The following is a 23122-nucleotide window of genomic DNA, read 5'->3' as shown; positions in this document are numbered from 1 at the left end:
TTCCGGCCGCCGCCGGGGGGCACCCGCCCGCCGCCGTCCTCCACCCGACCCGAGACCCCGATGGTGACGAGGAAGGGCCACGATGCTCGTCAGCCGTACTCCGCCCGCGGCCCTGCCGGTGCGGCCGCCCGCCAGCCCTCTCCACCCGAGGCGGAACACCGCGTGAGACGCCCGATGGCCACGATCGACCCGGGCTCCTCCTCCCGGCCCCACGGCGGGCCGCCCGGGCCGGAGCGGCCGGGGGAGGGCCGGAGCGGCGGCACCGGCCCCGGAGGCCCGGGCGGCCCGGACGATCAGGAGGTCCGCCCCCGGGTGGAGGAGACCCTGCGCCGCTACGTGACCGAGCGGTGCGAGGAGGCCGATGGCGTCGACGACACCTTCCGCGCCCAACTGGCCGACGGCATCTCGCGGTTCGTGCTCCGCGGGGGCAAGCGGATGCGCGCCTCCTTCCTGTGGTGGGGCTGGCGGGCCGCCGGAGGCGACCCCCGCGGCGACGAGGCGGACGCCGTGCTGCGGATCGCCGGAGCCCTGGAACTGCTCCAGACCTGCGCCCTGATCCACGACGACGTGATGGACGACTCCGCGCTGCGCCGCGGTCGCCCGGCCCTCCACGTCGACTTCGCCCAGCGCCACCGGCGGGACGGCATGCTCGGCCGCCCCGAGACGTACGGGACGTCGATGGCCACCCTCGCCGGCGACCTCGCGCTGGCCTGGGCCGACGACCTGTTCACCGAGGCCCTCCCCGACGGCCCGGTCCGGCGGGAGGCGCAGGAGCTGTGGCGGGCGATGCGCACCGAGATGGTGGCCGGACAGTTCCTGGACCTCCACACCCAGGCCACGGGCAGGCCCTCGGCGGTGACGGCGCTGCGCGTCGCCTACCTCAAGAGCGCCCTCTACACCGTCGAGCGCCCCCTGCACCTGGGAGCGGCCCTGCACGGCGCGGACGCCGAACTCGTCGGCGCACTGCGCTTCGTGGGGCACAACGCGGGACTGGCCTTCCAACTGCGCGACGACCTCCTCGGCGTCTTCGGCGACCCACGGCAGACGGGCAAACCGGCGGGCGACGACGTGCGCGAGGGCAAGACGACCTACCTGGTGGCCCTCGCCCTGGCGCGCGCCGAGGCGCTGGGCGACACCTCGGCCCGCGCGGTCCTGCGCGAGAGCCTGGGCGACCGGACGCTGTCCCCCGAGCGGCTCGCGCGCTTCCGGGAGGTCCTGACCGGCCTGGGGGTGCGCGCCGCCGTGGAGGAGAGGATCGAGCGGCTGAGCGAACTGGCCCTGCGCCAGCTCTACCGCACCTGCGACGACCCGGTCGTCGTCCGCCACCTGGCCGCCGTGGTCCGCACGGCCACGGGAACGGGGGCGCGATGAGGACCGTCGGCGGGCGCACCGACCACGTCGTGGTCGTCGGCGCGGGACTGTCCGGACTGGCCGCGGCCCTCCACCTGCTCGGCGCCGGACGCCGCGTCACGGTCGTCGAGCGCGCCGCCGCACCCGGCGGCCGGGCCGGCCGCCTGGAGGCCGGCGGGTACCGCATCGACACCGGGCCGACCGTCCTGACCATGCCCCACCTGGTCGAGGAGGCCCTGGCCGCGGTGGGCGAACCGATGGCGAAGCGGCTGGAGCTGACGCCCCTGCACCCCGCCTACCGGGCCCACTTCGCCGACGGCTCCCGCCTGGAGGTGCACACCGACGCCGAGGCGATGGAGGAGGAGGTGCGCCGCTTCGCCGGACCGGCCGAGGCGGCGGGCTACCTGCGGCTGCGGCGCTGGCTGGAGCACCTGTACCGAGCGCAGGTGCGGCGCTTCATCGACCGCAACCTCGACCACCCCCTCCAATTGCTCCACCCCGACCTCGCGCGGCTGGCGGCCCTGGGCGGCTTCGGACGGCTGGAGGGGCAGGTGGGGCGGTTCCTGTCCGACGAACGCCTGCGCCGGGTCTTCACCTTCCAGTCCCTGTACGCCGGGGTGCCGCCGGCCAGGGCCCTGGCCGCCTACGCCGTCATCGCCTACATGGACACGGTCGCCGGTGTCTGGTTCCCCCGCGGCGGCATGCACGCCCTGCCCGCCGCCCTGGCCGGCGCGGCCCGCGACGCGGGCGCCGAGCTGCTGTACGGCTGCGAGGTGACGCACCTGGAGCGGCCGGCCGGCCGGGTGGTCGCCGTGCGCACCGGCGACGGCCGCCGCATCCGCTGCGACGCGGTCGTCCTCACCCCGGACCTGCCCGTCACCTACCGCCTGCTGGGCCGCGCCCCCCGCAGGCTCCTGCCGCTGCGGCACTCGCCCTCGGCGGTGGTGCTCCACGCCGGCACCCGGCGCACCTGGCCCCAACTGGCCCACCACACCCTCTTCTTCGGCGCCGCCTGGCGCGGCACCTTCACCGAACTGACCCGCACCGGGCGCCTGATGAGCGACCCCTCCCTGCTGGTCTCCCGGCCCACGGCCACGGATCCCGCCCTGGCCCCGCCGGGCCGCCACCTGCACTACGTCCTGGCACCCTGCCCCAACACCGCGACCGGCCCGCTGCCCTGGCCGGAGCTGGCACCCCACTACCGGGAGAGCGTCGTGGCCGAACTGGAACGCCGGGGACTGACCGGCCTGGGGGAATCCGTCGAGGTGGAGCGCCTGGTCACGCCCGAGGACTGGGCCGCCCAGGGGCACGCCGCGGGCACCCCCTTCTCCGCCGCCCACACCTTCTGGCAGACCGGCCCCTTCCGGCCGCGCAACCTGGTGCGGGGCGTGGACAACGCCGTCCTGGCCGGCTGCGGCACCACCCCGGGCGTCGGCGTGCCCACCGTGCTGATCTCCGGCAAGCTGGCCGCCCAGCGGATCACCGGCCCGCCCCCGCGCCCCCGCCCCACCTCCGCCCGCACCGCCCGCCGGGCCGCCGCCGGCACCACGGCCGACACTGCCGCCACCCCCGCGGGCGGGAGGCGTCCATGACGGCCCGGGAGCTGGACGCCGCGGGCGTCACCGACCCGTCCCTGCGCCAGGCGTACACCGTCTGCCGCCGGCTCAACGCCCGGCACGGCCGGACCTACTTCCTGGCCACCCGCCTCCTGCCGCCCGCCCGGCGCCCCGCCGTGCACGCCCTGTACGGCTTCGCCCGCTGGGCGGACGACATCGTCGACGACACCGGCGGCTCCCGGACCCCCCGGGAACGCGCCCGGGCCCTGGCCGCGCTGGACGAGGAGCTGCGCACCGGCCTGCGCGCCGACAGCCCCGTCCCCGTCCTCCGCGCGCTCGCCCACACCGCCTCGGTCTACGACATCGACCACCGGCTGTTCCACGACTTCATGGCCTCCATGCGCATGGACACCGAGGTCACGGACTACCCCACCTACCGCCACCTGTACGCCTACATGCACGGGTCGGCCGCCGTCATCGGCCTGCAGATGCTGCCCGTGCTGGGCACCGTGACCCCGCGCGAGGAGGCCGCGCCCCACGCGGCGGCCCTCGGCATCGCCTTCCAGCTCACCAACTTCCTGCGCGACGTCGGCGAGGACCTGGACCGCGGCCGCGTCTACCTCCCGGCCGAAGTCCTCGCCCGGCACCGCGTCGACCGCGAACTGCTGCACTGGTGCCGCGACACCGGCCGCGGCCACCCCCGGGTGCGCGCGGCGCTGCGCGAGGTCGCCGCGCACACCCGGTCGGTCTACCGCGACGCCCACCCCGGCATCGCCATGCTCGACCCCGTCGCACGGCCCTGCATCCGCACGGCGTTCATCCTCTACGGCGGCATCCTGGCGCGGATCGAGACCGCCGACTACGCCGTGCTGCACCGGCGGGTCGCCGTGCCCGGCCGCCACCGCGCCGCCGTCGCCCTGGACGGCCTGGCCCGTCTCGCCGCCGTCCGGCTGCGGCACCGCGCCCTGCCCGCCCCCGCGCGCCGCACGGCCGGCGCCGCCCGCCCGGCCCTTGGGAGGAGCGCCCTGCCATGACCCGTGACACGACACCCGACCAGGCGCCCGGCGCGTCCCGGCGGGCCGTCCGCCCGCCCCGCCGCGTCCTCCGCCTCCGCCGCGGGCTGCCGCTGCGCCTGGCCGCCCCGGCCGACTGGGCCGGCCAGCGGCCCACCTGGCGCGAGGCGTCCCCCGCCGTCATCGCCGCCGCCCTCAAACGGGCCGCCGCCCGGCCTTCGGGGAACTGGTACGTCCTGGGCCCCTCGGCGGGAATCCGCCCCGGCCGCGCCCGGGGGCGCACCGTCGCCGGCACGGAGGTCGTCGCCTGGCGCGACGCCGCCGGGCGCCTGGTCGCCGGCCCCGGCGCCTGCCCCCACCTGGGGGCGCCCCTGCGCGAGAGCCCCGTGCACTGCGGCCGGCTGGTCTGCCACTGGCACGGCCTGTCCCTGGACGGCCGCGGGGCCGCCGGCTGGGAGCCGTACCCCGCGCACGACGACGGGGTGCTGGCCTGGGTCCGGCTGGACGCGGCCGGCGGCGAGGAGCCGCGGGAGCGCCCGGTGCTCCCGGCCAGGCCGCCGCGGGCCGCCTCCCTGTGGGCGGTGACCGAGACCGAGGGCGTGTGCGAGCCGGAGGACGTCGTCGCCAACCGCCTCGACCCCTGGCACGGCGCCTGGTTCCACCCGTACTCCTTCGCGGACCTGACGGTCGTTCAGGCACCCGCCGCCACCGCGGACCCGGCCGGACCGGAGGAGGACCGCTTCGTGGTCCGGGTGACCTTCAAGGTCGCCTCGCGCGGCGCGGTTCCGGTGCGGGCGGTCTTCACCGCGCCCGAGCCGCGCACCGTGGTGATGCGCATCGTCGAGGGGGAGGGCGCGGGATCGGTGGTGGAGACCCACGCCACCCCGCTGGGCGAGGACGACCGCGGGCGGCCGCGCACCGCGGTGACCGAGGCGGTGCTCGCCACCTCCGACCGGCCCGGCTTCGCGCTGGCCCGGGCGGCGGCCCCGCTGCTGCGGCCGCTGGTGCGCCGCGCGGCGGCCCGGCTGTGGCGCGACGACCTCGCCTACGCCGAGCGGCGGTGGCGGCTGCGCAGCACGGGCCGCTTCCCCGGCTGACCGCCTCCGTCCGGGGGCGCACCGCCGGCCCGGTGCGCCCCCGGGCTCAGCGTCCCAGCGCCGCCAGGGCCCGCAGCCCCGCCGACCGTCCGGCCACGGGCACCGTCCACAGCGTCTGACCCCGCACCCCCCAGCGTTCGAGGAGCGCGTTGGCCGCCAGGAAGCCGCTGGTGGCAGCCCGTTCCATCAGCGCCACCGGCAGGTCCACCCGGACGCAGTCCCCGGCGAGCACCACCCCCGGGTCGGGGGTGCGCACCCGCGGACGGTCGCCGAAGGAGCCCACCGCGAACAGCGGACAGTCCGCGCGCCACAGGTGCACCGCGTCCACCACGCGCGCCCGCCGCGTCTCGGGGTAGACCCGGTGCAGCTCGGCGACGAGCCGCCGCTGCACGGCGGCGCGGTCGGCGCCGGGCGCGACGGCGTACGCGTGCAGCTCCACCACCGAGCCGCCGGTGCGCCGCGCCCAGCGGGCCGCCTCGCCCTCCCACCGCTCCAGCACGCTGACGTTGTCCAGCGGGCCGTATCCGCCGGTGCCCAGGAAGCCGGGCCGCCCGGGGCGGACCGGGCGGTCCAGCCACAGCCGCGACACCAGGAACGGCGGGGCGGTGCGCAGCCGGGCGATCCGTCCGCGCCAGGCGGCGCCGCCGAGGCGGGGGGAGCCGTCCACCAGCCGCCGCAGCCCCGCCGCGTCCAGGGCCAGGACCACCGCGTCGAACCGCTCGGGCCCGCTCCCGGCCGCCCGCACCTCGTACGTCCCCCGGCGGGTGGGGGAGACCGACTCCACGGCCGTTCCGGTGCGGAGTTCGGCGCCGTGGCCGCGCAGGTAGTCCGCCAGCGGCTCCCACAGGGCGGCGGGGAACGGCTCGCGGGCCACGTCGAAGATCAGGCCCTCGCTCGACCCGAGGAAGTAGATGTGGAACATCAGCGCCAGCTCGGCCGCCGACAGCTCCCCGGGGTCGGCGAAGAAGCTGCGGGAGAACACCCGGAACGCCAGGTGCCCGGCGGCCTCGGGGAAGCGGATGCCGCGCAGGAAGTCCGCGGCGCTGGTGCCGTCGAGCCGCTCGAACACCTCCGGCACCCGCACGTCCAGCAGCGGGAGGGCGGCCACCGGGTCCATGCGCAGCAGCCCCGGCCAGGTGAACGTGGGGCTGAGGGCGGCGAAGCAGAGCGCGTTCCACGGCGGTGTCCGGGGCACCCGCGCGAAGCCGTCCCGTGCGCCGCCGCTGTGGACCAGAGGATAGTCCGGCAGCCCCGAGAGCATCCCCAGCCCGCCGTCCACCCGTCGCAGCAAGCCGCGCAGGTTGTAGTACTGGCGGAAGAAAGCGTGGAAGCCCCGGCTCATCGTCGCTGCGGACCCGTCGGCCAGCGTCACCGGCCATCCGGCCAGCCGGCCGCCGAGGTACGGCTCCCGCTCGTGGACGGCGACCCGCACGCCCCGCTCGGCCAGCGCCGTGGCCGCCGCGAGCCCGGCGATGCCCCCGCCGACGACGGCGACCCGCAGGGCATCGTCCCCCGCCGACGGTCGCCCCGGCGCCGGGCGCAGGACGACCGCGCGGCGGTCGCGCCCGCGCCGGGCGGGCGCGCGACGGCCGTCGGCGGCGGGGGACGTTCGTCCGGGTCGGGACAGCGGCATGGCGGGACACTCCGGGGTACGGGCCGCGCGGAAGGGGAGCGGCAGGACGGCAGGAGGAGAGAAGGACACAGGGGAGAAAGAGGGAAGAAGCGGACACGGCGACCCTAAGGGCATCAGGGCCGCCGGACGGGGGCGTCACGCCGCCGCAGCAGGGGCAGTTCCACCGCCGAGCGCAGCATGGGCAGCACCGGGGTGCTCATCCCGATGGCCACCTCCTCCCACCACCGGGAGCGGCCGTCCAGGAAGCGCAGCAGCCGGTCCGCGGGGTTGCGCAGGAACAGCTCGCTGAAGAACCGCGCCCCCGCCACCCGCCCGGTGTCCACCGCCCGCAGCATGACCGCGTCCATCGCCCGGTGGCGGGCGGAGTGCGCCGGGGGAGGCACCGGGACGCGCCCGCGGCGCCAGGCGTCGGCGATCGCGTCGCTCTGCCGCTGGACGGCGGCGAAGGTGTAGCCGGTGGCCGGCCTGGTGGCCCCGCCGGCCGTTCCGATGCGGAAGACGCGGCGGCCGGCGCGGCGCGGGAAGACGGCGTCCGTCATGGGGATGACGCCCTGCTCGGTGTCCACCACCGACACCCCCTCAAGTCCCAGCACCCGCCCGGTGTAGTGCCGCAGCGCCCGCTCGTACGCCTCCCGGGGCAGGGGCGCCCCGGAGAACTCCGTGTACTCCACCAACGCCTCCCGGCGCCCCAGCGGCAGGACGTAGCCGAAGGACAGGCCGTGCGCGGGCTGCGGGGTGCGGAAGTCCATCAGCTCCACGGTCGCCGGATCGAACGCGTCGGCGGCGCAGCGCACGAACCAGCCGCGGAAGTGCTGGAGCAGCGTGCTGCGCGCGGCGGGCAGCCGCCGCGGCGGACGGGAGTCGAAGACCCAGCGGGCGCGCACCCGCACCGGGCGGCCCGAGGCGTCCGCGCCGTGGACGACGGCGCCGCCGGCCGGGTCGTCCAGCACCCGGTCGACCGCCGCGGTCACCCGGTGCAGCCGCGGCAGGCGCGCCAGCCGCCGCTCCACCAGCGCGGTGAAGTCCGGAGAGCGGATCATCTTGTAGCGGGTGCCGCCCAGTTCGGCCTCGGCGACGCGTCCGTCCGGACCGCGCACGCGCAGCCGGCTCCAGCAGGCCCGCACCGCCTCGTCGTACGGGCCGTCGCCGGTCTCCCAGAAGCACCAGGTGCGGGCCGGCGTGCGCGCCGGCCCGTCGGGCGCCTCGACGAGGGCCACGGCGGGGGCGGCGCCGTGCGGGCCGGCGGCGGAGGCCAGCCGGTGCGCCAGCGACAGCCCCGCGGCGCCCGCGCCCACCACCGCGATGTCCACATCGATGTCCACGTCGCAGAGGGCGTCCGGATCATCCGGGATGTCCTGATCGGTCACCCGGGGTGTGTTCCACGCCGCGCCCCTTCGCACACCGCCGCAACCGGTCGGCGCGGATGCCGGGCCACCTCCCTGTTTTGCCTTGGAGGCAAAAATTTTGCCCCTGGGGAAAAACCCTGGCTCAATCGTCCTGTGAACTCCCCATCCGAGGGTACGTCCGCAGGACTGCCGCCCCAGGTCGCCTCCCGGCTGCGCGACCTGCGGCGGCGGAGCGGGATGACCCTGGAGGCCGCCGCCCGGCGCGCGGACCTCTCTCCCGCGTACCTGTCCCGCCTGGAGACCGGCCGCCGCCAGCCGTCGCTGCCGTCGCTGCTCGCGCTCGCCCGGATCTACGGCACGACCGTGTCGGACCTGCTGGGCGAGACGGCCGCCGAGCGGGATCCGGTCGTCCGGGCCGACCGGGCGGAGGCGGTCACGGCGGACGGGTGGACCTACCGCCAGGCCGGCGGGTCGGGCCGGGCGATGCAGGCGCTGCGGGTGCACGTGCCGCACAGCGCCCAGCGCGACCTGGTACGGGTGCACCCGGGCGAGGAGTGGATCCACGTGCTGGACGGACGGCTGCGGCTGGTGCTGGGCGAGGCCGAGCACGTCCTGCGGCCCGGGGACTCCGCGCACTTCGACTCGCTCACCCCGCACCGGATCGCGGCGGCGTCCCCCGAGGGCGTCGACCTGCTGTTCGTCCACACGCTGCTGCGCAGCACCGTCGCCGACCTGTGCGTCGGCGAACCGGCCCGCCGCGTCCCGTGAGGCCCCGACCGATCCCCGATCCCGATGGCTCCGGCCAGTTGTGAAAGGCGACCCGATGTCCGAACAGCGCCCCCGGCCCGCGGACCACGTGAACGAGGAGCGGACGTTCCCCCGCGGTCTCGTCGTCAGGCTCTTCGTCTACCTGGTGGCGGGCCACCTCGTCGCGGCCTTCCTGTACCTGCTCTTCGAACTGGGCGGCAGCCGGTGAGGACCGCGGTGCGGGCGGCCCCGGACCGGCCCGTTCCGGGCTTCGGCGGCCCGGCCGTCAGCAGCGCACCGGGCCGGGGACGGTCATGCGGAAGGGGCGGACGGCCACGGAGAGCCGCGCGGTGGTGTCCGCCAGGGCCGGAAGCCGCTCCGACCACGAGACGACCTCCACGGTCTCCCGGCGGAGGGCGCCCACCAGGCGGCCGGGGATGAACAGCCGCCGCCCGGCGGAGCCGGAGAAGCCCGGCAGGGGCAGCGGCACCGGCGGGAGCCGCAGCCGGCCGGGCCGGAAGGCCAGTTCGGCCACCGGGCCGTCCCGGTCGGTGACGCGCACCGAGCGGTCCGTCCAGGCGAACTCGGCGAGTTCCTTGGGCAGGTCCCAGATTCCCCGCCCGCCCCGCACCGACGTGGCGTCACTGACCCAGATGCGGTCGATCAGCAGCCCGGCCCGGCGACCGCGGCGCACCAGGGGGCCGAAGGCCAGCTCGTCGTAGCGCAGGGTGCCCTCCCGGTACCGGACCAGACCGACCACCAGGCGGGAGGGGGAGCCCAGCGGGCGCAGGTCCGCGGGGACGTGCAGCCGGTGGCGCGCCGGGAGGACGCCGACCCACAACTGCCCCCGGAACCTCCAGGGAGCGGGCGGGTAGGCCCCCTCGCCCTCGGGGGCGGGACCGGGCATCTCCACGGCTCCTTCCTGACGGGGTTCCGGTACGGGGACCGCCGGTCTCGTCCGGCGACGGGACGACCGTACCCCCGCGGAGGGCGGCCGGACCATGCGGCAGGCGGCGCGCCGGGCTCCAACGGGCCGCTGGTGGCGCGGAGTCGGGCGGCACCGGGGAGCCCCGGCGCCGCCCGTGAAGCGGACCCGGAAGGACGACGGGCGGGTGCCCGGCGGACGGACCGCCGGACACCCGCCCGGGGCGCCGCCTACCTCGCGGCGGGGGCGAGGGGGACGGCAGTGGTGACGGCGGTGTCGGTGGTGGTGACGCTGCTGGACATGCAGCCCCTCGTCTGGTTGCCCGGCGTCGGGAGCAGGCCCCCGAAGATGCCGGGAGTGGTGTGCTCGGAGCACATCTGGACGCTCGTTCCGGGGCTCTCCGCGGCGATGGCGGGGGAGCCGAGGAACAGGGCGCAGCACACGCCGGTGCCGATCGCGGACATGCGGGCGAGATGACGCATGGGGGATCAATCTCCTTTGCAGGGTTGGGGATTCCCACCCTGACCCCGCCGCGGGCCCGCTGCTCGGTGGCCTGCTGCATTCAGCCCCTTCCGTCACCCGCGGGGTGCGGTCGGCGCGTGTCGGTCCCCCGACCGACCGACGGCGTCCGAACCGTGCGGCTGCCGACCGGTCCCTGGTGGCCCGCGCTCGGGGCGGCCGTCCGGTGACGGCCGCCTCCCGCGCGGAACCCGCCGGGTGGTGCGTCCTTCTCCCGGAGCCCGGCCTCCTCGTCCAAGGAGAGCCGGAGTCGGTGGTGTCACGGCTCTCTTGGGGGCCGGTCGGGGCGGGAGGAGCCGGCGGCCGATCAATCGGGGACGGACGCACCGGCCGCCGGTGGTGCCGGCGCGGTGAACCTCGCCGACTGCTGTGTGACTCCCTGCGGGTTGTGTCCTTCGCGTACCCGCCGTCCGTGCGTACACGCATCCGAACGGCCGTCGGATGCGGACGCACCGCGCGGCGGGGACCGGTGGGTTCCGGACGGGCGGCTCACACCGCCGTGGGGCGGGGCGTCCGGCCGCGGGCGAGGGCGCGGCCGGTGGCGGCGTACCACTGGACGGCCAGGACGGCGGCCAGGGCGAGCTCGGCCAGATCCCCGCCGTAGTACATCAGCCGGGCCCCGGTGTGCAGGTCGGCCGCCGTGAAGCCGGTGCCGGGCGGAGGCGCGGCACAGAGGGACTTGGCGAGTACGGCATGGGCGGCCCCGGCGCCCAGCAGCGCCCCGCCGCGCCAGAGCGGGCCCCACCGGCGGCGCACCGGGTCCAGCCGGCAGACGGCGAAGGCGAACAGCAGCCCGGCGGCGAGGACATGGACGTGCACCACGGCCCGCAGGACGGGCCGGTCGTGGGTGGCCGCCCACAGCGGCGTGCGGTACAGCACCCACAGGCCGCCCACGTCCAGCACCGCCGCCAGCGGCGGGAAGACCAGCCATCCGGCGGGCCGGGAGTGCGCCACCGCCAGCAGGGCGCGCCGCGTCCGTCCGGGGCGCAGCACGCGCAGCGCGAGGGTGAGCGGACGGGCCAGGACCAGCAGCAGCGGGGCGGCCATGCCGACGACCAGGTGCCGGGCCGTGTGCGCGGTGAACGGGCCGCCGGGCGGCGCCGCGGAGACGGCCGCGGCCAGGGCGGTGCCGCCGGCGGTGAAGCAGAGGTCCCGCGCGTACGGCCAGGCGTCGCCGCGGCGGCGCAGCCACGCGGCGGCGAGCAGGTAACCGGCGACCGCCGACAGCGCGGCCCCGGCGGCGAACAGGGCCACCGGGTCGGGACCCGGGCCGACGGGGTGGAGGTGCGCCCAGGTCACCGGGCCGGCCCCGCGGACCGGGAGGCGGGCCGGGCCGCGCGTACGGCCAGGGCCGCGCCGACGCCGAGCAGCACCAGGCCGGCGGCGTTCCAGGCCAGGTCGTAGGGGAGCAGGTCGACGCCGTAGCGGACCTGGTGCGTGCGCAGCACCTTGTGGTCGACGGTGCCGTCGAAGAGCTGGAAGCCGCCCGCCCCCAGGAACAGCCCGGCCCGGGTATGGGCCGGGGACAGGGCGCCGCGGCGGCGCAGATCGGCGTAGAGGGTGAACCCGGCGACCAGGGCGAGCAGTTCGGCGGTGTGCAGCAGACCGTCGGAGAGCAGCCCGACGGCGGGGGTGGAGCGGTCGTAGAAGTGGTGCCAGGCCAGGAGCTGGTGGAAGACGATCTCGTCGACCGCGGCCGTCACCGCCGCTCCGATCAGTGCGCCGATCACCGTCGAACGGCGGGTCAGGAGCCGGGACGGTGGCTGCGGGACGGGGGGCTGCCGGGCCGGTTCGGTCATGGTGCTGATGCCCTTTCCGGGAGGGGTGCCGCGTCCGGTACGCGTCCGGTACGAGTACCCCGCGCTCCGGCGGAACACGGCGGGCGGCCGGAGACGACCCGCCCGGCGGTGCCCGCGGTGCCGCCGGGCGGGTCGCGCACCAGGGCCGGTGCCCCGCCGCGCCCCAGGGGCCGGCGCGGCGGGGCACCGGCGCGGGTCAGCAGTTCCGCGGCTTGGCCCAGGAGCACTCCAGCCCGGCCGGGGGAGCGCCGGCCGGGGCGAAGCGGGGCGCGGCGGTCTCCGTGCCGCTCTTCTCCGCGCTTTCCCCGCGGCTCCGCCCGTCTCCGCCGTCTCCACCGCCCTCGCCGTCCTCGCCGTGCGAGGCCAGGGCTACCACGAGGGCGTCCTCGATGCCCTTCACGGACGGGGCGAGGTAGTTGTTCAGGACGACGCTGAAGACCAGCTCGCGGCCGTCGGCGTCGGTGACGTACCCCGAGAGCGCGGAGGCACCGGTCAGGGAGCCGGTCTTGGCGCGGGCGTTGCCGGCGGCCGGGGTGCCGCACATCCGGGAGCGCAGTGTGCCGCCCACCATCCGGTCCTGGCCGCAGGCCACCGGGAGGGAGGCGCGCCAGCGGTCGAACCACGGCGCGTCCCGTACGGCGGTCAGCAGCCGCGCGAGCTGCCCGGCGGACATGTTGTTCAGCCGGGACAGGCCCGAGCCGTCCACCTGGCGCAGGGCGCCGGTGTCGATCCCCTCCTTCTCCAGGTAGTCGGCGACGGCCGACAGCCCGGTGCTCCAGGTGCCCCGGCCGGAGGTCTTGTGGCCGATGGCCTTGACGAGGACCTCGGCGTGGTTGTTGTTGGAGAGCTTCATGAACGGGACGAGCAGGTCCGCGAGCGGCATCGAGTCGTGGCCGGCGAGGACCGTGGCGCTCGGGGGCGTGGGCCTGCCCAGGCGGGTGCCGCCGGAGATCCGCACCCCGTGGGCGGCCAGCGCGTCGGCGAAGACCGCGGCGGCGTAGCCGGTGGGTTCCCAGACGCTGGTCCAGGAGGTGGTGGGGTCCGCCCCGACGGGGATGTTCCCGCTCACCACGATGGTGTTGCGGCCGTGCTCGCGCTCGACGGAGAGGGTGTCGGGCTCGCCCGCCGCGACGGTGGTGCCGCGCACGTCGACGGTGACGTAGTCGGTCGGAGGGGTGACGGTGACCTTCGGCCTGTCGCCGGGCTCCGCACCCGGGACGACGCGGACGTAGACCGTGCCGGCGTCGTAGTCGGTGTCCGGGGCGACGGTCAGCGGGGAGATCTGCGACGAGTAGTAGGCGGACTCGTCGTCGGCGGCCCACGACCGGCCCAGGCGCTGGTCGTCGAAGCGGGTGTCGTCGGCGATCAGGCGGCCGGTGACGTGCCTGATCCCGGTGGCCGCGACCTGTTCGGCCAGCCGGTCGTAGTCCTCGGCGAGCATGGTCGGGTCACCGGTGCCGCGCAGGTACAGGTCGCCCCGGAGCACCGGCCCGCGGCGCCTGCCGTCGGACAGCACCTCGGTACGGAACCGGTGGTCGGGGCCGAGCAGTTCCATCGCGGCGGCCGAGGTCACCAGTTTGACGTTGGAGGCGGGCATCAGCCTGTCGTCGGCCCGGTGCCGGTAGAGGACGCGGCCGGTGTCGGCCTCCCCGACGACCACGCTCGCCGCGGCCCCGTCCAGGCGCTCGTCGGCGAGGACGCGGTCGATGGCGGCCTTGAGTGCGTCGTCGGCGGGGTCCGCCCCGGCCGGCGGACTCCAGGTGAGGGTGGACCAGGTGAGCGTCAGGGCGAGGCCGGCGGCGGTCGGCCAGGCCCAGGCACGCGTGCGGAATCCGCGGAGTCGTCTGCCTGCTGTGCGTCTCGTCATGGCACCCGAGGATTCCGTACATCGGGGGTTCGCGGCAGGAGGTCGGCACCGCTGGAAGCCGTGTCCGGGGCCGGAAGCCCGGCGGATGCGATGCGTTCGGAAAGTGCCACATTCGATCCCGAAAAAATCCCGGAACTTTTCCGGTTGACCTTCCTTGAAGTCATGATCATTGATCATTGAGTTGAGGTGAAGCCATAGTTGGATCAGGGAGAGCGAGGGAAGCAGACGAGAATCCTTCTCCGGAATTTTTCCGGAAAGAAACATTGACGGTGGCTCAGGGCGGACCCATACTCCATACCGGTCGTTGCCGATCGCCATGGACCTGCCACCCAGCGTCCTCCCCGCCGGGTGCACAGGTCACCGAGCCGCGAAGGGCACCCACCTCCGCCCGCCCGGGCGCCCCCACGGTCCGGGCGGGCCACGGACGAAGGGAACGCAATGATCGACACCCCCCACACCCCGCAGGAGCCCGGCAGAGCGCGCCGGCGCCCGCGGTCCCCGCTGCGCAGCGCGCTGGTGGTGGGCGCGGCCCTGGCGGTGGCCGCCGCGGGCACCGTCACGGCCCTGACCGGCCCGGCCGGCGCCGCCGCCTCCACGCTGGGTGCGGCGGCGGCGGAGAAGGGCCGCTACTTCGGCACCGCGGTCGCAGCCAACCGGCTGGGCGAGTCCGCCTACGTCACCACCCTCAACCGGGAGTTCAACTCCGTCACCGCCGAGAACGAGATGAAGTGGGACGCGGTGGAGTCCTCCCGCGACTCGTTCAACTTCTCCAACGCCGACCGCATCGTCAGCCACGCGCAGGGCCGCGGCATGAAGATCCGCGGGCACACGCTGGTGTGGCACTCCCAGCTCCCCGGCTGGGTCAGCAGCCTGGGCAGCGCCGACCAGGTCCGCTCGGCGATGAACAACCACATCAACAAGGTGATGGCCCACTACAAGGGCAAGATCCACTCCTGGGACGTGGTCAACGAGGCCTTCGAGGACGGCTCCAGCGGCGCCCGCCGCAACTCGGTCTTCCAGCAGCGGCTGGGCAACGGCTACATCGAGGAGGCCTTCCGCACCGCCCGGGCCGCCGACCCGGCCGCCAAGCTCTGCTACAACGACTACAACACCGACAACTGGAGCCACGCCAAGACCCAGGCCGTGTACAACATGGTCAAGGACTTCAAGGCCCGCGGCGTGCCCATCGACTGCGTCGGCTTCCAGGCCCACTTCAACAGCGGCAACCCGGTGCCCAGCAACTACCACACCACCCTGCAGAACTTCGCCGACCTGGGAGTGGACGTCCAGCTCACCGAGCTGGACATCGCCGGCTCCGGCCAGTCCCAGGCCGAGCAGTACCGCGGCGTGGTCCAGGCCTGCCTGGCCGTGGCCCGCTGCACCGGCATCACCGTCTGGGGCGTGACCGACAAGTACTCCTGGCGCTCCTCCGACACCCCGCTGCTGTTCGACGGCAACTACAACAAGAAGCCCGCCTACGACGCGGTCCTGGCCGTCCTCAACGGCGCCACCGGCGGCACCACGGGCGGCACCACCGGCAGCACCACCACGGGTGGGACCACCGGCGGGACCACGGGCAGCACCACGGGTGGCACCACCACGGGCGGGACCACCGGTGGTGGCGGCGCCTCCTGCACCGTGACCTACCAGGAGACCAACCGCTGGGGCGACCGCTTCAACGGCCAGGTCACCGTCCGCGCCGGCAGCAGCTCCATCAGCAACTGGTCGGTGACCGTCACCATCACCCCGCCGCAGCGGATCTCCACCACCTGGAACGGCACCCCCTCCTGGGACTCCAGCGGCAGCGTGATGACCATGCGGCCCAACGGCAACGGCACCCTGGCCGCCGGCTCCTCCACCAGCTTCGGCTTCACGGTCATGGCCAACGGCAACTGGACCGCGCCCCGCCTGGGCGCTTGCACCGCCTCCTGACCCCGGCACCCAGAAGACCACACTCCCCCCACACCCGGTGGCGTGGCGGCACCCGGCCGCCACGCCACCGGCGTGTTCCAGGGGATGCGCGCGGGACGGGAACGGAGCCCGCGCCGCCCTCCCCGGAGGGACGGCGCGCCCCGTCAGTGCCGGACGCCGACCGAGGCGGCGGCCGGGCCGAGCGCGTCGGTGTCGGGACCGAGCCACTCGCAGAACAGGACGGTGGCGTCGTCCTGGAGCCGGCCGCCGTGGTGCTCCAGCACGGCGTGGACCAGGCGGCGCAGGGTCTCGGGGACGGACAACCCGTCGGTGTGGTGGCGGATGAGGAAGTCGACGAAGCGGGTGAGGCCGAACTCGCGGTCGCCCGGGCCGCGGGCCTCGGTGATGCCGTCGGTGTAGAACACCACGCGGTCTCCCGGCTCCAACTGCTCGCGGCAGAGCGTGCTCCTCAGGCCCAGCCCGGTGCCCAGCGGATGGGCGGGCGGGCAGTGCAGCAGGGTGGTCCAGCGTCCGCCGCGGATGACGACCGGCGGGTGGTGGCCGCGGTTGACCCAGGTGAACTCGCCGGTACGAGTGTCCAGGTCGGCCAGGACACCGGTGACGTACCGGGTCTGGCCGAACTGCTCGATCAGCACCCCCTCGATGACCTCCCCGGTCTCGGCGAGGGAGGCGCCCTGCCGGCGGTGGTTGCGGCCGGCGGCCATGGCCAGGTGGGCGGTGAGGCCGGCCGCGGTGTCGTGCCCCATGGCGTCGAAGATCGACAGGTGCACCACGGGCCCGGCGATCGCGTAGTCGAAGGCGTCACCGCTGACCTGGTACGCCGGCTCCATGGTGGCGCTGATCACCACCCGGCCGTCGGCGTAGCTCCTCGGCGGCATCAGGTGCCACTGCATCTCGGCCGCCACGTTCATCTCCCCGGTGCGCACCAGACGGGCGTGGGAGTCGCTGAGGGGGCTCTTGCTGGCCACGATCAACGCCGTCAGGGAGGCCAGCAGCTCCATGTCCTCGTGGGTGCGGGCGTCGTCGGCGGCGGTGGTGACCCGCAGCACGCCCAGGCGCTCGGTGCCGTCCAGCAGGGGCACCCACCACCGGTACCCGCCCGGCCCGGAGCCGGCGGCGGGCAGGACACGTCCGTGCTGGTAGACCCGGCCCGGCACGGTGCCCTCGATCCTCAGCTCCGCCTCGTCGCCGTCCGCGCCCTGCCCGGCGTCCGGACCGGCCCCGGTCAGCAGGCGCATCACGTACTCCTGGAGGTCGGCCAGGTAGATCCGCACCTCAGTGAGCCCCGCGGCGGCCGCGTGCCGGTTCACGGCGGCGGGCACCAGCTCCAGGGGCAGCAGATGGCTGGCGGTCAGCAGGCCGGCGAGCATTTGCCGACTTCCGGTGTCCCGGTTCGGCACGGTGGCTCCTTCCCTCCGGCTTCCTCCGGTTCCCCACGGCTCCCCGGGCATGCCCCGTGAGGGAGGGAGCGGTCACCCGGCCCCGGGCGGGATGCGGCGGCCGACCGGACGGGGGGAGAAAGATCCGGCGGCCGCCGACAGGGATGCGACCGGGCGCCTGTCTGCGACTCCACCTGGTGGCGTCCCGGACGCACCCACCCGTCTACCCCGGGAAGGGCGGGACAAGCGTCCGGCGGCGGCCGGGCGCGGCAGTTGCCTCACGGCCGGTTGCGGATCCTGCGCCGGACGGCGCCGGCCACCGCCCGCCCGTGCGCGGCGGTGAGCACGGCCCCGTCGGCCGCGTTGTGCCGGAGCCGGACGAGCATCGGCCGGGTGCCGGTCACCAGCACCCTGCGCGCCCCGGCCTTCGTCGGGACGTACCCGTTGGGGAAGCGGATCGGCATGTCGTGGTGGCGGCCGCCGGGGACCACGGCCCGCACCACGAGCTGCCACGCGCCGGGACAGAACACGGCGGGGTGGAGCACCGTGGGATCGACGGTCAGGCGCCGCACCAGCGGCGACCCGGTCGCGGAGGCGGGCCCGGCGGGCACCGCCACCTCGTGGCCGTCCTTCTGCCGCAGCAGGATGCGGTACCGGACGCCCTCCGGATCATCCCCGAGGTACAGGCCGCTGCGGATGTCGACGGTGAACCGCCGGCCGTCGGGCAGCCAGGCGACGCGGCAGAGCTCGGCCCAGTCCAGGTGCTCGTGGCGGGACAGGGCGACGAGCTCCTCGACCCGGCCCAGGCGCAGCATCCGGGCGCGATGGCGGAGGACGGGCGGCAGTGCCTCGACGACCTCCTCCGGGACGAACTCCTCCAGCAGCTCCCCGGCGATCCGGGCGTAGCGCCTCTGCAGGTCAGCGGAGCAGTGCGCGTACCGCGGGCCGAACTTGTTGAGGATCTCCAGCCGGACCCAGCGCCGCAGCAGCCTGTTGCGCCGCGCTCCCGGCCCGGTGTGGCGGACGACGGTCTCCAGGGCCGCTCGTACCGCGGAGTAGAAGGGCTCGGGCTCCGGCACCTGCTTGGTCAGGTGGCCGAAGCCGTCCCGTTCGACGAGGTAGTAGCAGTCGTAGTCGGCGACGACGGAGATGGCCCGCGCCAGGAAGTACGCGGGGACGACGAACGGCTGCTCCTCGGCCAGCCGCACGCCCTCGGCGAAGCGCAGCCCGTTGTCGACGACGAGCGACCGGCGGAACAGCTTGTGCGCGGTGAGGCTCCACACCACGTCGGTGGTGTGGACGTCGCCGCGCTCGACACTCCGTGCGAAGGCCGCCTTCGGGGCGTTCCTCCCCACCCCCCGGATACGGCCGAGCACCACGTCGGAGCCATTGCGCTCGGCCGCCGCCAGCATCCTCTCGAACGCCTCCGGACCCAGGTAGTCGTCCGGGTCGGCGAAGAAGAGGAACTCGCCCGTGGCGGCGTCGATCGCCCGGTTCCGCGGCCCGCCGGGGGCCCCGGAATTGGGCTGGTGGAACACCCGGATGTTGGGGTGCCGGGCCGCCCAGGAGTCCAGCAGCTCCCCACTGCCGTCGGTGGAACCGTCGTTCACCGCGAGCACCTCGATCCGGTCGAAGCCGATGGACTGGCCCACCAGCGACTCCAGGCACTCGCCGAGGTGGTCCGCGGCGTTGTAGACCGGTATCACCACGCTGACCGAGAACCTCGTCATCTCGTCCTATCCCCCTGGCAGTTGTGGTCGTCCCCCATGGTGCGGGCACGATGAAAGATCATCGAGACGGCGAAACGGTTGTGCTGACCCGGACGGATGGCGGGAAACGACCGTCCTTCCCCCGGGCCCGTCGCCGGCCGTGTGCCGGGCACGGCGGCAGCCGTACCGGACGGGGAGACGCCCGGCGGACCCTTGCGCCCGGTTCCGGGGCGCGGTGCCGGGGGCGTCCCACCGGCGTCCGTTCTCCCAGGGAGCTGGACCGCGTCCAGCGTGCGGTTGCCGGCGTCCGGGACGCGGTCGGCGTACACGGCCGCGAGCGACGCGTGTCCCGCCGGCCCTTCATCGCGTACCGGCGGGCCGTTGCCGGCACCGCGAGGAGCACGGCGACCGCCATGGCCGGGCAGAGGGCCGGCACGGCGAGCAGTCGGGCACCCGCCATCGCCGTGGGCGAGTCCGGGGACGACGGCGACGCGGCCGACGAGGACGGTCGGCCGGCGCAGGGGCCGTTCGGTGTCCGAGGGCGTCCGAGCCGCTCCGCCGCCCGGTGTCCGGTGGGGGAGGGGCCGGTGGCGTCCGCCGGGAGGGAACCGACCCCACCGGGCACCTCGTCCCGTTCGGGTGACGGTGGCAGGACGCGTTCCCCGGGAACGGCCCGAGGAACCGTCAGGTCACCGGAGCACCGGGCCCCTCCCGCCGGGCCGGAGGGGCCGGCTGGGCGGGGACGCGTCCGCCGGGCGGGGCGAAGGCGGCCGCCTGCGTCTCGTACAGCTCGCGGAAGTGCCCGCCGGGCCTGGCCAGCAGGTCGGCGGGGGAGCCGGACTCCACCAGGCGGCCCTCGTGGAGGACGTGGACGAGGTCGGCATGGCGGACGGAGGCCATCCGATGGGTGATCAGCACGATCGTCTGTCCGGCGTCGGCCAGCTCCCTGAGCTGCCGGAACACCCTCTCCTCGGCCTTGGCGTCCAGGGCCGCGGTGGGCTCGTCGACGACCAGGATCTCGCCGTCGCGGTAACGGGCGCGGGCGATGCCCAGGCGCTGCCACTGGCCTCCGGAGAGCTGGTGCCCGCCCTTGAAGGTGCGGGAGAGCAGGGTGTGCCAGCCGCGGGGCAGGTCCTCGACGAAGTCGGCCCCGGCGTGGCGGGCGGCCTCGGCCACCCGCCGGTCGCAGATCGGCCGCCGGGTGTCGGAGACGGCGACGTTGACGCGGGCGGTCATCGGCCACCGGTAGTGGTCCTGGGCGACGACGGCGAACCGGGCGAAGACCTCCTGCCGGTCGGCCTCGGCGGCGTCCACGCAGACGTCCGCACCGCCGTCCGCGCCGCACCACAGCACGCGGCCCCGCTGTGGCGCGTACAGCCCGCACAACAGCTTGACCAGGGTGGACTTGCCCGAGCCGTTCTCCCCGACCAGCGCCACCACGCCGCCGAGCGGAACGGTCAGGCTGACGTCCCGCAGGGCGGGGGCGCCGTCGGTGCCGGGGTAGGCGAAGCCGACGTCCTCCAGCCGGATCTCCCGTACGTCGGCGGGCAGCCGTGCGCCGCCGGTGGGGATCTGCCGCTCGGCCGACTCGTGCAGCAGCCGGTTCAGGTCGGCCACGTGCAGCGACTCCTCGTGCAGGTAGTTGATCTGCCGCACCAGCCCCTCCAGCGCGCCCGTTCCGGTGCGGATCGCCACCACGGCGGTGCCGGCGGCGGCCAGGGCCATCACCCCCGTCCACAGCAGGGCGCCGAGCAGCGCGTAGGCACCCAGCGCGACCAGTCCGGTGAGGGCCGAGGCCAGCAGTTCGGTACGGGCGGCCAGCCGCGCCAGCCGCGTCTGCTCCTCCTCCCCGGCCAGGGACATGCCGCGGAAGTGCTCCAGGACGAACGGCCCCACCCCGTGGACGCGCACCTCCGCCGCCGCGTCGGTGTCGGTCAGCAGCGAGGAGAGCAGCAGCGAGGCGCGGGTGTGCTGGAGCCAGCGGTGGAAGGAGCGGTAGCGGCGGCGCGCGATGACCAGCGTCGCCCACGCGCCGGGCAGCACCATCAGCACCAGCGCCGGCAGCAGGAGGGGGTGGAGCACGGTCAGCACACCGGCCGCCGCCACCAGGGAGAGCATCGCGGAGACGACGGCGACGCAGTTGTCGGTCATCCGCCGCGCCGAGGCGGCCCCGTACTGGGCGGACTCCAGCAGCCGGTGGAACTCCTCGTCCTCCATCGCCGCCAGCTCCACCCGGTAGGCGCGCTCCAGGTACATCTCCCGCGCCAGACGCTCCACCTTCGGCTGGAGCGGTCCGCTGAACCGGGTCGAGGCCGCCGAGCACAGCGCCCCGGCCGCGGCCGCGCCCGCCACGGCCAGCACCACGGGCAGGGCCTGACGCAGCCGGTCGGGGAGGTCACCGCCGGCCAGCAGCACAGCCAGGAGGGCGTTGACGCCCAGCAGGCCGCCGGCCTGCGCCACCCCGCGGCCGGTCTCGGCGACCGCCACCGCGACCGTGGCCCGCCGGTCGGCCCGCCAGGACAGGCCCACCGCCATCCCCAGCAGCCTGGGCAGTGTCGCGATCATCGTGCGCAGACCGAGCGCGTACCGGGTCTCCTCGTAGGCGGCCCAGCTCGTGTCGTACACCAGCCGCCCGCCGAACAGCGTCCTCTCGCTCTCCGACACCACCGGCTCGTCCGCCGCTCCCCGCCGTCGCGAGCGCATCGTCCCCTCCCTCCGCGGCCCGTGGCCGCCCGCCCCGTTCCCCGCCGCCCTCCCACGACCGGGGGACGGCGGCACAGTGGTGAACGCCCGGCCGGGGCGGCGGTTACGGCGCGGGGGGAGGAGCCCGGTTCCGGCGCGGGTCACCCCCGCGGCCCGCAGGTCGCGGGGAACACGTCACGACGAGGAGGCGCCCCTCCGGTTCCCCCGCCTCCCCCGGCCGCTCCGGTCTTTCCGGCCGGGCCCGTCGTGGCCGGTTCCCTCCGGTCCCCGCCGCGGGGAGGAGGGCCAGTGCGCGGGACGGGCGAACCCCGCGGGAAGCCTGGTCCGGGCGTCGCCCCTGGCCGCGTTGACCTGGGCCTGGGTGAGGAAGAGGCTTCCGGTCAGATCGGCGCCGCCGAGGTCGGCGTCCCGGAGGTCGGCCCCGATCAGGTCGGCCGTCCGCAGGTCGGCACCGCCGAGGTCGGCCGCGATCAGACACGCCCCGCGCAGGTCGGCGCCCCGCAGGTCGGCGCCCCTGAGCCGGGCTCCGGCGAGGTCGGCCCTGCGGTGGTTCCTCCGGCGGCCCGGAACCGCGGCCCGCACCCGCTCGCTGGCGCGCAGCAGCAATTCGTCGACGTCGCGGCGGACCGCCGCCACGTCCAGCTCCGCGAGTTCCCCGGCGCTGCCGCGGGTGAGGCGGTCGACGTCCTCCAGCGCGCGGCGCAGCTCTCGGTGGAGGGGACGGGCCCTGGGCCGTCCCAGTGCGTCGGCCAGGTACCACATCAGCTCGTGGAGCTGCCGTACGACGGGGAACACCGCGAACATCCGCGGCGCGGTGTCCGGTTCGCGGCGCCAGTCCCGCCCGCCGAAGGTGACCTGGGAGACCTTCTGTCCCGCGCCGAAGCAGTCGAAGACGGTGCAGCCGGAGAACCCCTCCTGGCGCAGGCGGGCGTGGATGCCGCAGCCGAAGTCCTCCCGCAGGTTCGGACACGGCCGCCCGGCCGCCTTGTCGAGCGCGAAGCCGGCGGAGGCGGCGAAGGGCAGCGCGACACAGCACAGCGCGAAGCAGCGGGCGCAGTCGGCCCGCAGCCCGGCGTCCGGCCGCGGGGCCGTACGGCGTCCGCCGTCGGCGGGGACTCCGGGCTCGTGGGACACGGTGCCTGCTCTCCTGTCGTGGGGTGGGCACCGCTCTGCGCCGTGCTCCGGGACGAGGGTCCATTGTCCCCGGGGCGCCGCTCCCGCGCCGTCACCTCCGGCGGCCGGACGGAACGGTGGCGTCCGCGGAGGCGGGGCGGAACGCGCGGTGGCAGATGGCGGAGGACGGGCCGGCGCGGCGGGCCACCGCCTCGGCCGGCGGGCCGGTCCCTTCCGGCAGGACCCGGAGGACGGACGTCCGGCACGGACCGGATACGGAGGGGCACGTGCGGTCCGCGGTGGACGGCGCCCCGGTGCGGGAGCTGTTCCCCCGGAATCCGGCCGCGCCCCCTGTGGGCCGGCGGCAACGGCGCGGGGGCACACGTGCTGGAGGTGGACCCGGGTGTACGCCCGCCGACTCCCGACACGCCCCG

18 protein-coding genes are annotated in these 23122 nt (G+C 75.8%); 7 read left to right on the top strand and 11 right to left on the bottom strand.

Annotated elements, in window-relative coordinates:
• Nucleotides 1-162: 162 nt before the first annotated feature.
• The 4 genes from VE546_RS08860 to VE546_RS08845 are packed head-to-tail and all read left to right on the top strand — an operon-like array spanning nucleotide 163 to nucleotide 5016.
• Complete coding sequence (locus tag VE546_RS08860) at nucleotides 163-1371, top strand: polyprenyl synthetase family protein (RefSeq protein WP_324920394.1); 1209 nt, start codon at nucleotides 163-165, stop codon at nucleotides 1369-1371.
• Nucleotides 1368-2942 (top strand): phytoene desaturase family protein, encoded by a 1575-nt coding sequence (gene crtI, locus VE546_RS08855; protein ID WP_324920392.1) that lies wholly within the window; start codon nucleotides 1368-1370, stop codon nucleotides 2940-2942. Before VE546_RS08860 ends, crtI begins: the two co-directional genes overlap by 4 nt.
• Complete coding sequence (locus VE546_RS08850) at nucleotides 2939-3940, top strand: phytoene/squalene synthase family protein (protein ID WP_324920390.1); 1002 nt, start codon at nucleotides 2939-2941, stop codon at nucleotides 3938-3940. The genes crtI and VE546_RS08850 overlap by 4 nt, the downstream gene beginning before the upstream one ends.
• A complete protein-coding gene (locus tag VE546_RS08845; protein ID WP_324920388.1) occupies nucleotides 3937-5016 on the top strand; it encodes a DUF5914 domain-containing protein in 1080 nt (359 codons plus the stop codon). Before VE546_RS08850 ends, VE546_RS08845 begins: the two co-directional genes overlap by 4 nt.
• Nucleotides 5017-5062: 46 nt before the next feature.
• On the opposite strand, the gene VE546_RS08840 is transcribed toward VE546_RS08845, so the two are convergent.
• Together VE546_RS08840 and VE546_RS08835 are read right to left on the bottom strand one after the other, a co-directional pair.
• Nucleotides 5063-6649, bottom strand: coding sequence for an FAD-dependent oxidoreductase (locus tag VE546_RS08840; protein WP_324920386.1), 1587 nt, complete (start codon nucleotides 6647-6649; stop codon nucleotides 5063-5065).
• A 113-nt stretch (nucleotides 6650-6762) separates the two neighbouring features.
• Nucleotides 6763-8016: a lycopene cyclase family protein gene (locus VE546_RS08835; RefSeq protein ID WP_414720434.1), complete on the bottom strand. Its 1254-nt coding sequence runs from the start codon at nucleotides 8014-8016 to the stop codon at nucleotides 6763-6765.
• 132 nt (nucleotides 8017-8148) lie between these two features.
• On the opposite strand from VE546_RS08835, the gene VE546_RS08830 reads away from it, so the two are divergent.
• Nucleotides 8149-8763 carry an XRE family transcriptional regulator gene (locus tag VE546_RS08830; protein WP_324920384.1) on the top strand — a complete coding sequence of 205 codons (615 nt, stop codon included), beginning with the start codon at nucleotides 8149-8151 and terminating at the stop codon, nucleotides 8761-8763.
• 55 nt (nucleotides 8764-8818) lie between these two features.
• On the top strand, nucleotides 8819-8971 hold the full coding sequence (locus VE546_RS08825) for a DUF6126 family protein (RefSeq protein WP_324920382.1): 153 nt from the start codon (nucleotides 8819-8821) through the stop codon (nucleotides 8969-8971).
• A 57-nt stretch (nucleotides 8972-9028) separates the two neighbouring features.
• On the opposite strand, the gene VE546_RS08820 is transcribed toward VE546_RS08825, so the two are convergent.
• The 5 genes from VE546_RS08820 to dacB form a co-directional block, all read right to left on the bottom strand.
• Nucleotides 9029-9649 (bottom strand): acetoacetate decarboxylase family protein, encoded by a 621-nt coding sequence (locus VE546_RS08820; protein ID WP_324920381.1) that lies wholly within the window; start codon nucleotides 9647-9649, stop codon nucleotides 9029-9031.
• A 248-nt stretch (nucleotides 9650-9897) separates the two neighbouring features.
• Nucleotides 9898-10149, bottom strand: coding sequence for a hypothetical protein (locus VE546_RS08815; RefSeq protein WP_324920379.1), 252 nt, complete (start codon nucleotides 10147-10149; stop codon nucleotides 9898-9900).
• A gap of 526 nt (nucleotides 10150-10675) precedes the next feature.
• Nucleotides 10676-11485, bottom strand: a complete 810-nt coding sequence (locus tag VE546_RS08810; RefSeq protein WP_324920377.1) for a cytochrome c oxidase assembly protein — start codon at nucleotides 11483-11485, stop codon at nucleotides 10676-10678.
• Nucleotides 11482-11985 carry a DUF2243 domain-containing protein gene (locus VE546_RS08805; protein ID WP_324920375.1) on the bottom strand — a complete coding sequence of 168 codons (504 nt, stop codon included), beginning with the start codon at nucleotides 11983-11985 and terminating at the stop codon, nucleotides 11482-11484. The genes VE546_RS08810 and VE546_RS08805 overlap by 4 nt, the downstream gene beginning before the upstream one ends.
• A 196-nt stretch (nucleotides 11986-12181) precedes the next feature.
• Complete coding sequence (dacB, locus tag VE546_RS08800; RefSeq protein WP_324920373.1) at nucleotides 12182-13852, bottom strand: D-alanyl-D-alanine carboxypeptidase/D-alanyl-D-alanine endopeptidase; 1671 nt, start codon at nucleotides 13850-13852, stop codon at nucleotides 12182-12184.
• Between the two features lie 438 nt (nucleotides 13853-14290).
• Here dacB and VE546_RS08795 point away from each other — a divergent pair, with 438 nt between their 5' ends.
• The gene (locus tag VE546_RS08795; RefSeq protein WP_324920371.1) at nucleotides 14291-15784 is read left to right on the top strand and encodes an endo-1,4-beta-xylanase; all 1494 of its coding nucleotides are present in this window, start codon (nucleotides 14291-14293) and stop codon (nucleotides 15782-15784) included.
• 143 nt (nucleotides 15785-15927) lie between these two features.
• Here the strand turns inward: VE546_RS08795 and VE546_RS08790 are convergent, their stop codons facing one another.
• The 4 genes from VE546_RS08790 to VE546_RS08775 form a co-directional block, all read right to left on the bottom strand.
• Nucleotides 15928-17154 carry a PP2C family protein-serine/threonine phosphatase gene (locus VE546_RS08790; protein WP_324920426.1) on the bottom strand — a complete coding sequence of 409 codons (1227 nt, stop codon included), beginning with the start codon at nucleotides 17152-17154 and terminating at the stop codon, nucleotides 15928-15930.
• A 287-nt stretch (nucleotides 17155-17441) separates the two neighbouring features.
• A complete protein-coding gene (locus VE546_RS08785) occupies nucleotides 17442-18893 on the bottom strand; it encodes a glycosyltransferase family 2 protein (protein WP_324920369.1) in 1452 nt (483 codons plus the stop codon).
• A gap of 663 nt (nucleotides 18894-19556) precedes the next feature.
• Nucleotides 19557-21575: an ABC transporter ATP-binding protein gene (locus tag VE546_RS08780; protein ID WP_324920367.1), complete on the bottom strand. Its 2019-nt coding sequence runs from the start codon at nucleotides 21573-21575 to the stop codon at nucleotides 19557-19559.
• A gap of 174 nt (nucleotides 21576-21749) precedes the next feature.
• Nucleotides 21750-22709 carry a pentapeptide repeat-containing protein gene (locus tag VE546_RS08775; protein ID WP_414720433.1) on the bottom strand — a complete coding sequence of 320 codons (960 nt, stop codon included), beginning with the start codon at nucleotides 22707-22709 and terminating at the stop codon, nucleotides 21750-21752.
• Nucleotides 22710-23122: the final 413 nt, after the last annotated feature.

It is taken from the genome of Streptomyces sp. (genome assembly GCF_035644915.1).
Lineage (GTDB): Bacteria > Actinomycetota > Actinomycetes > Streptomycetales > Streptomycetaceae > Streptomyces.
The sequence above is the reverse complement of the archived record's forward strand: the minus strand, read 5'-3'. Positions and strand labels throughout refer to the sequence as shown.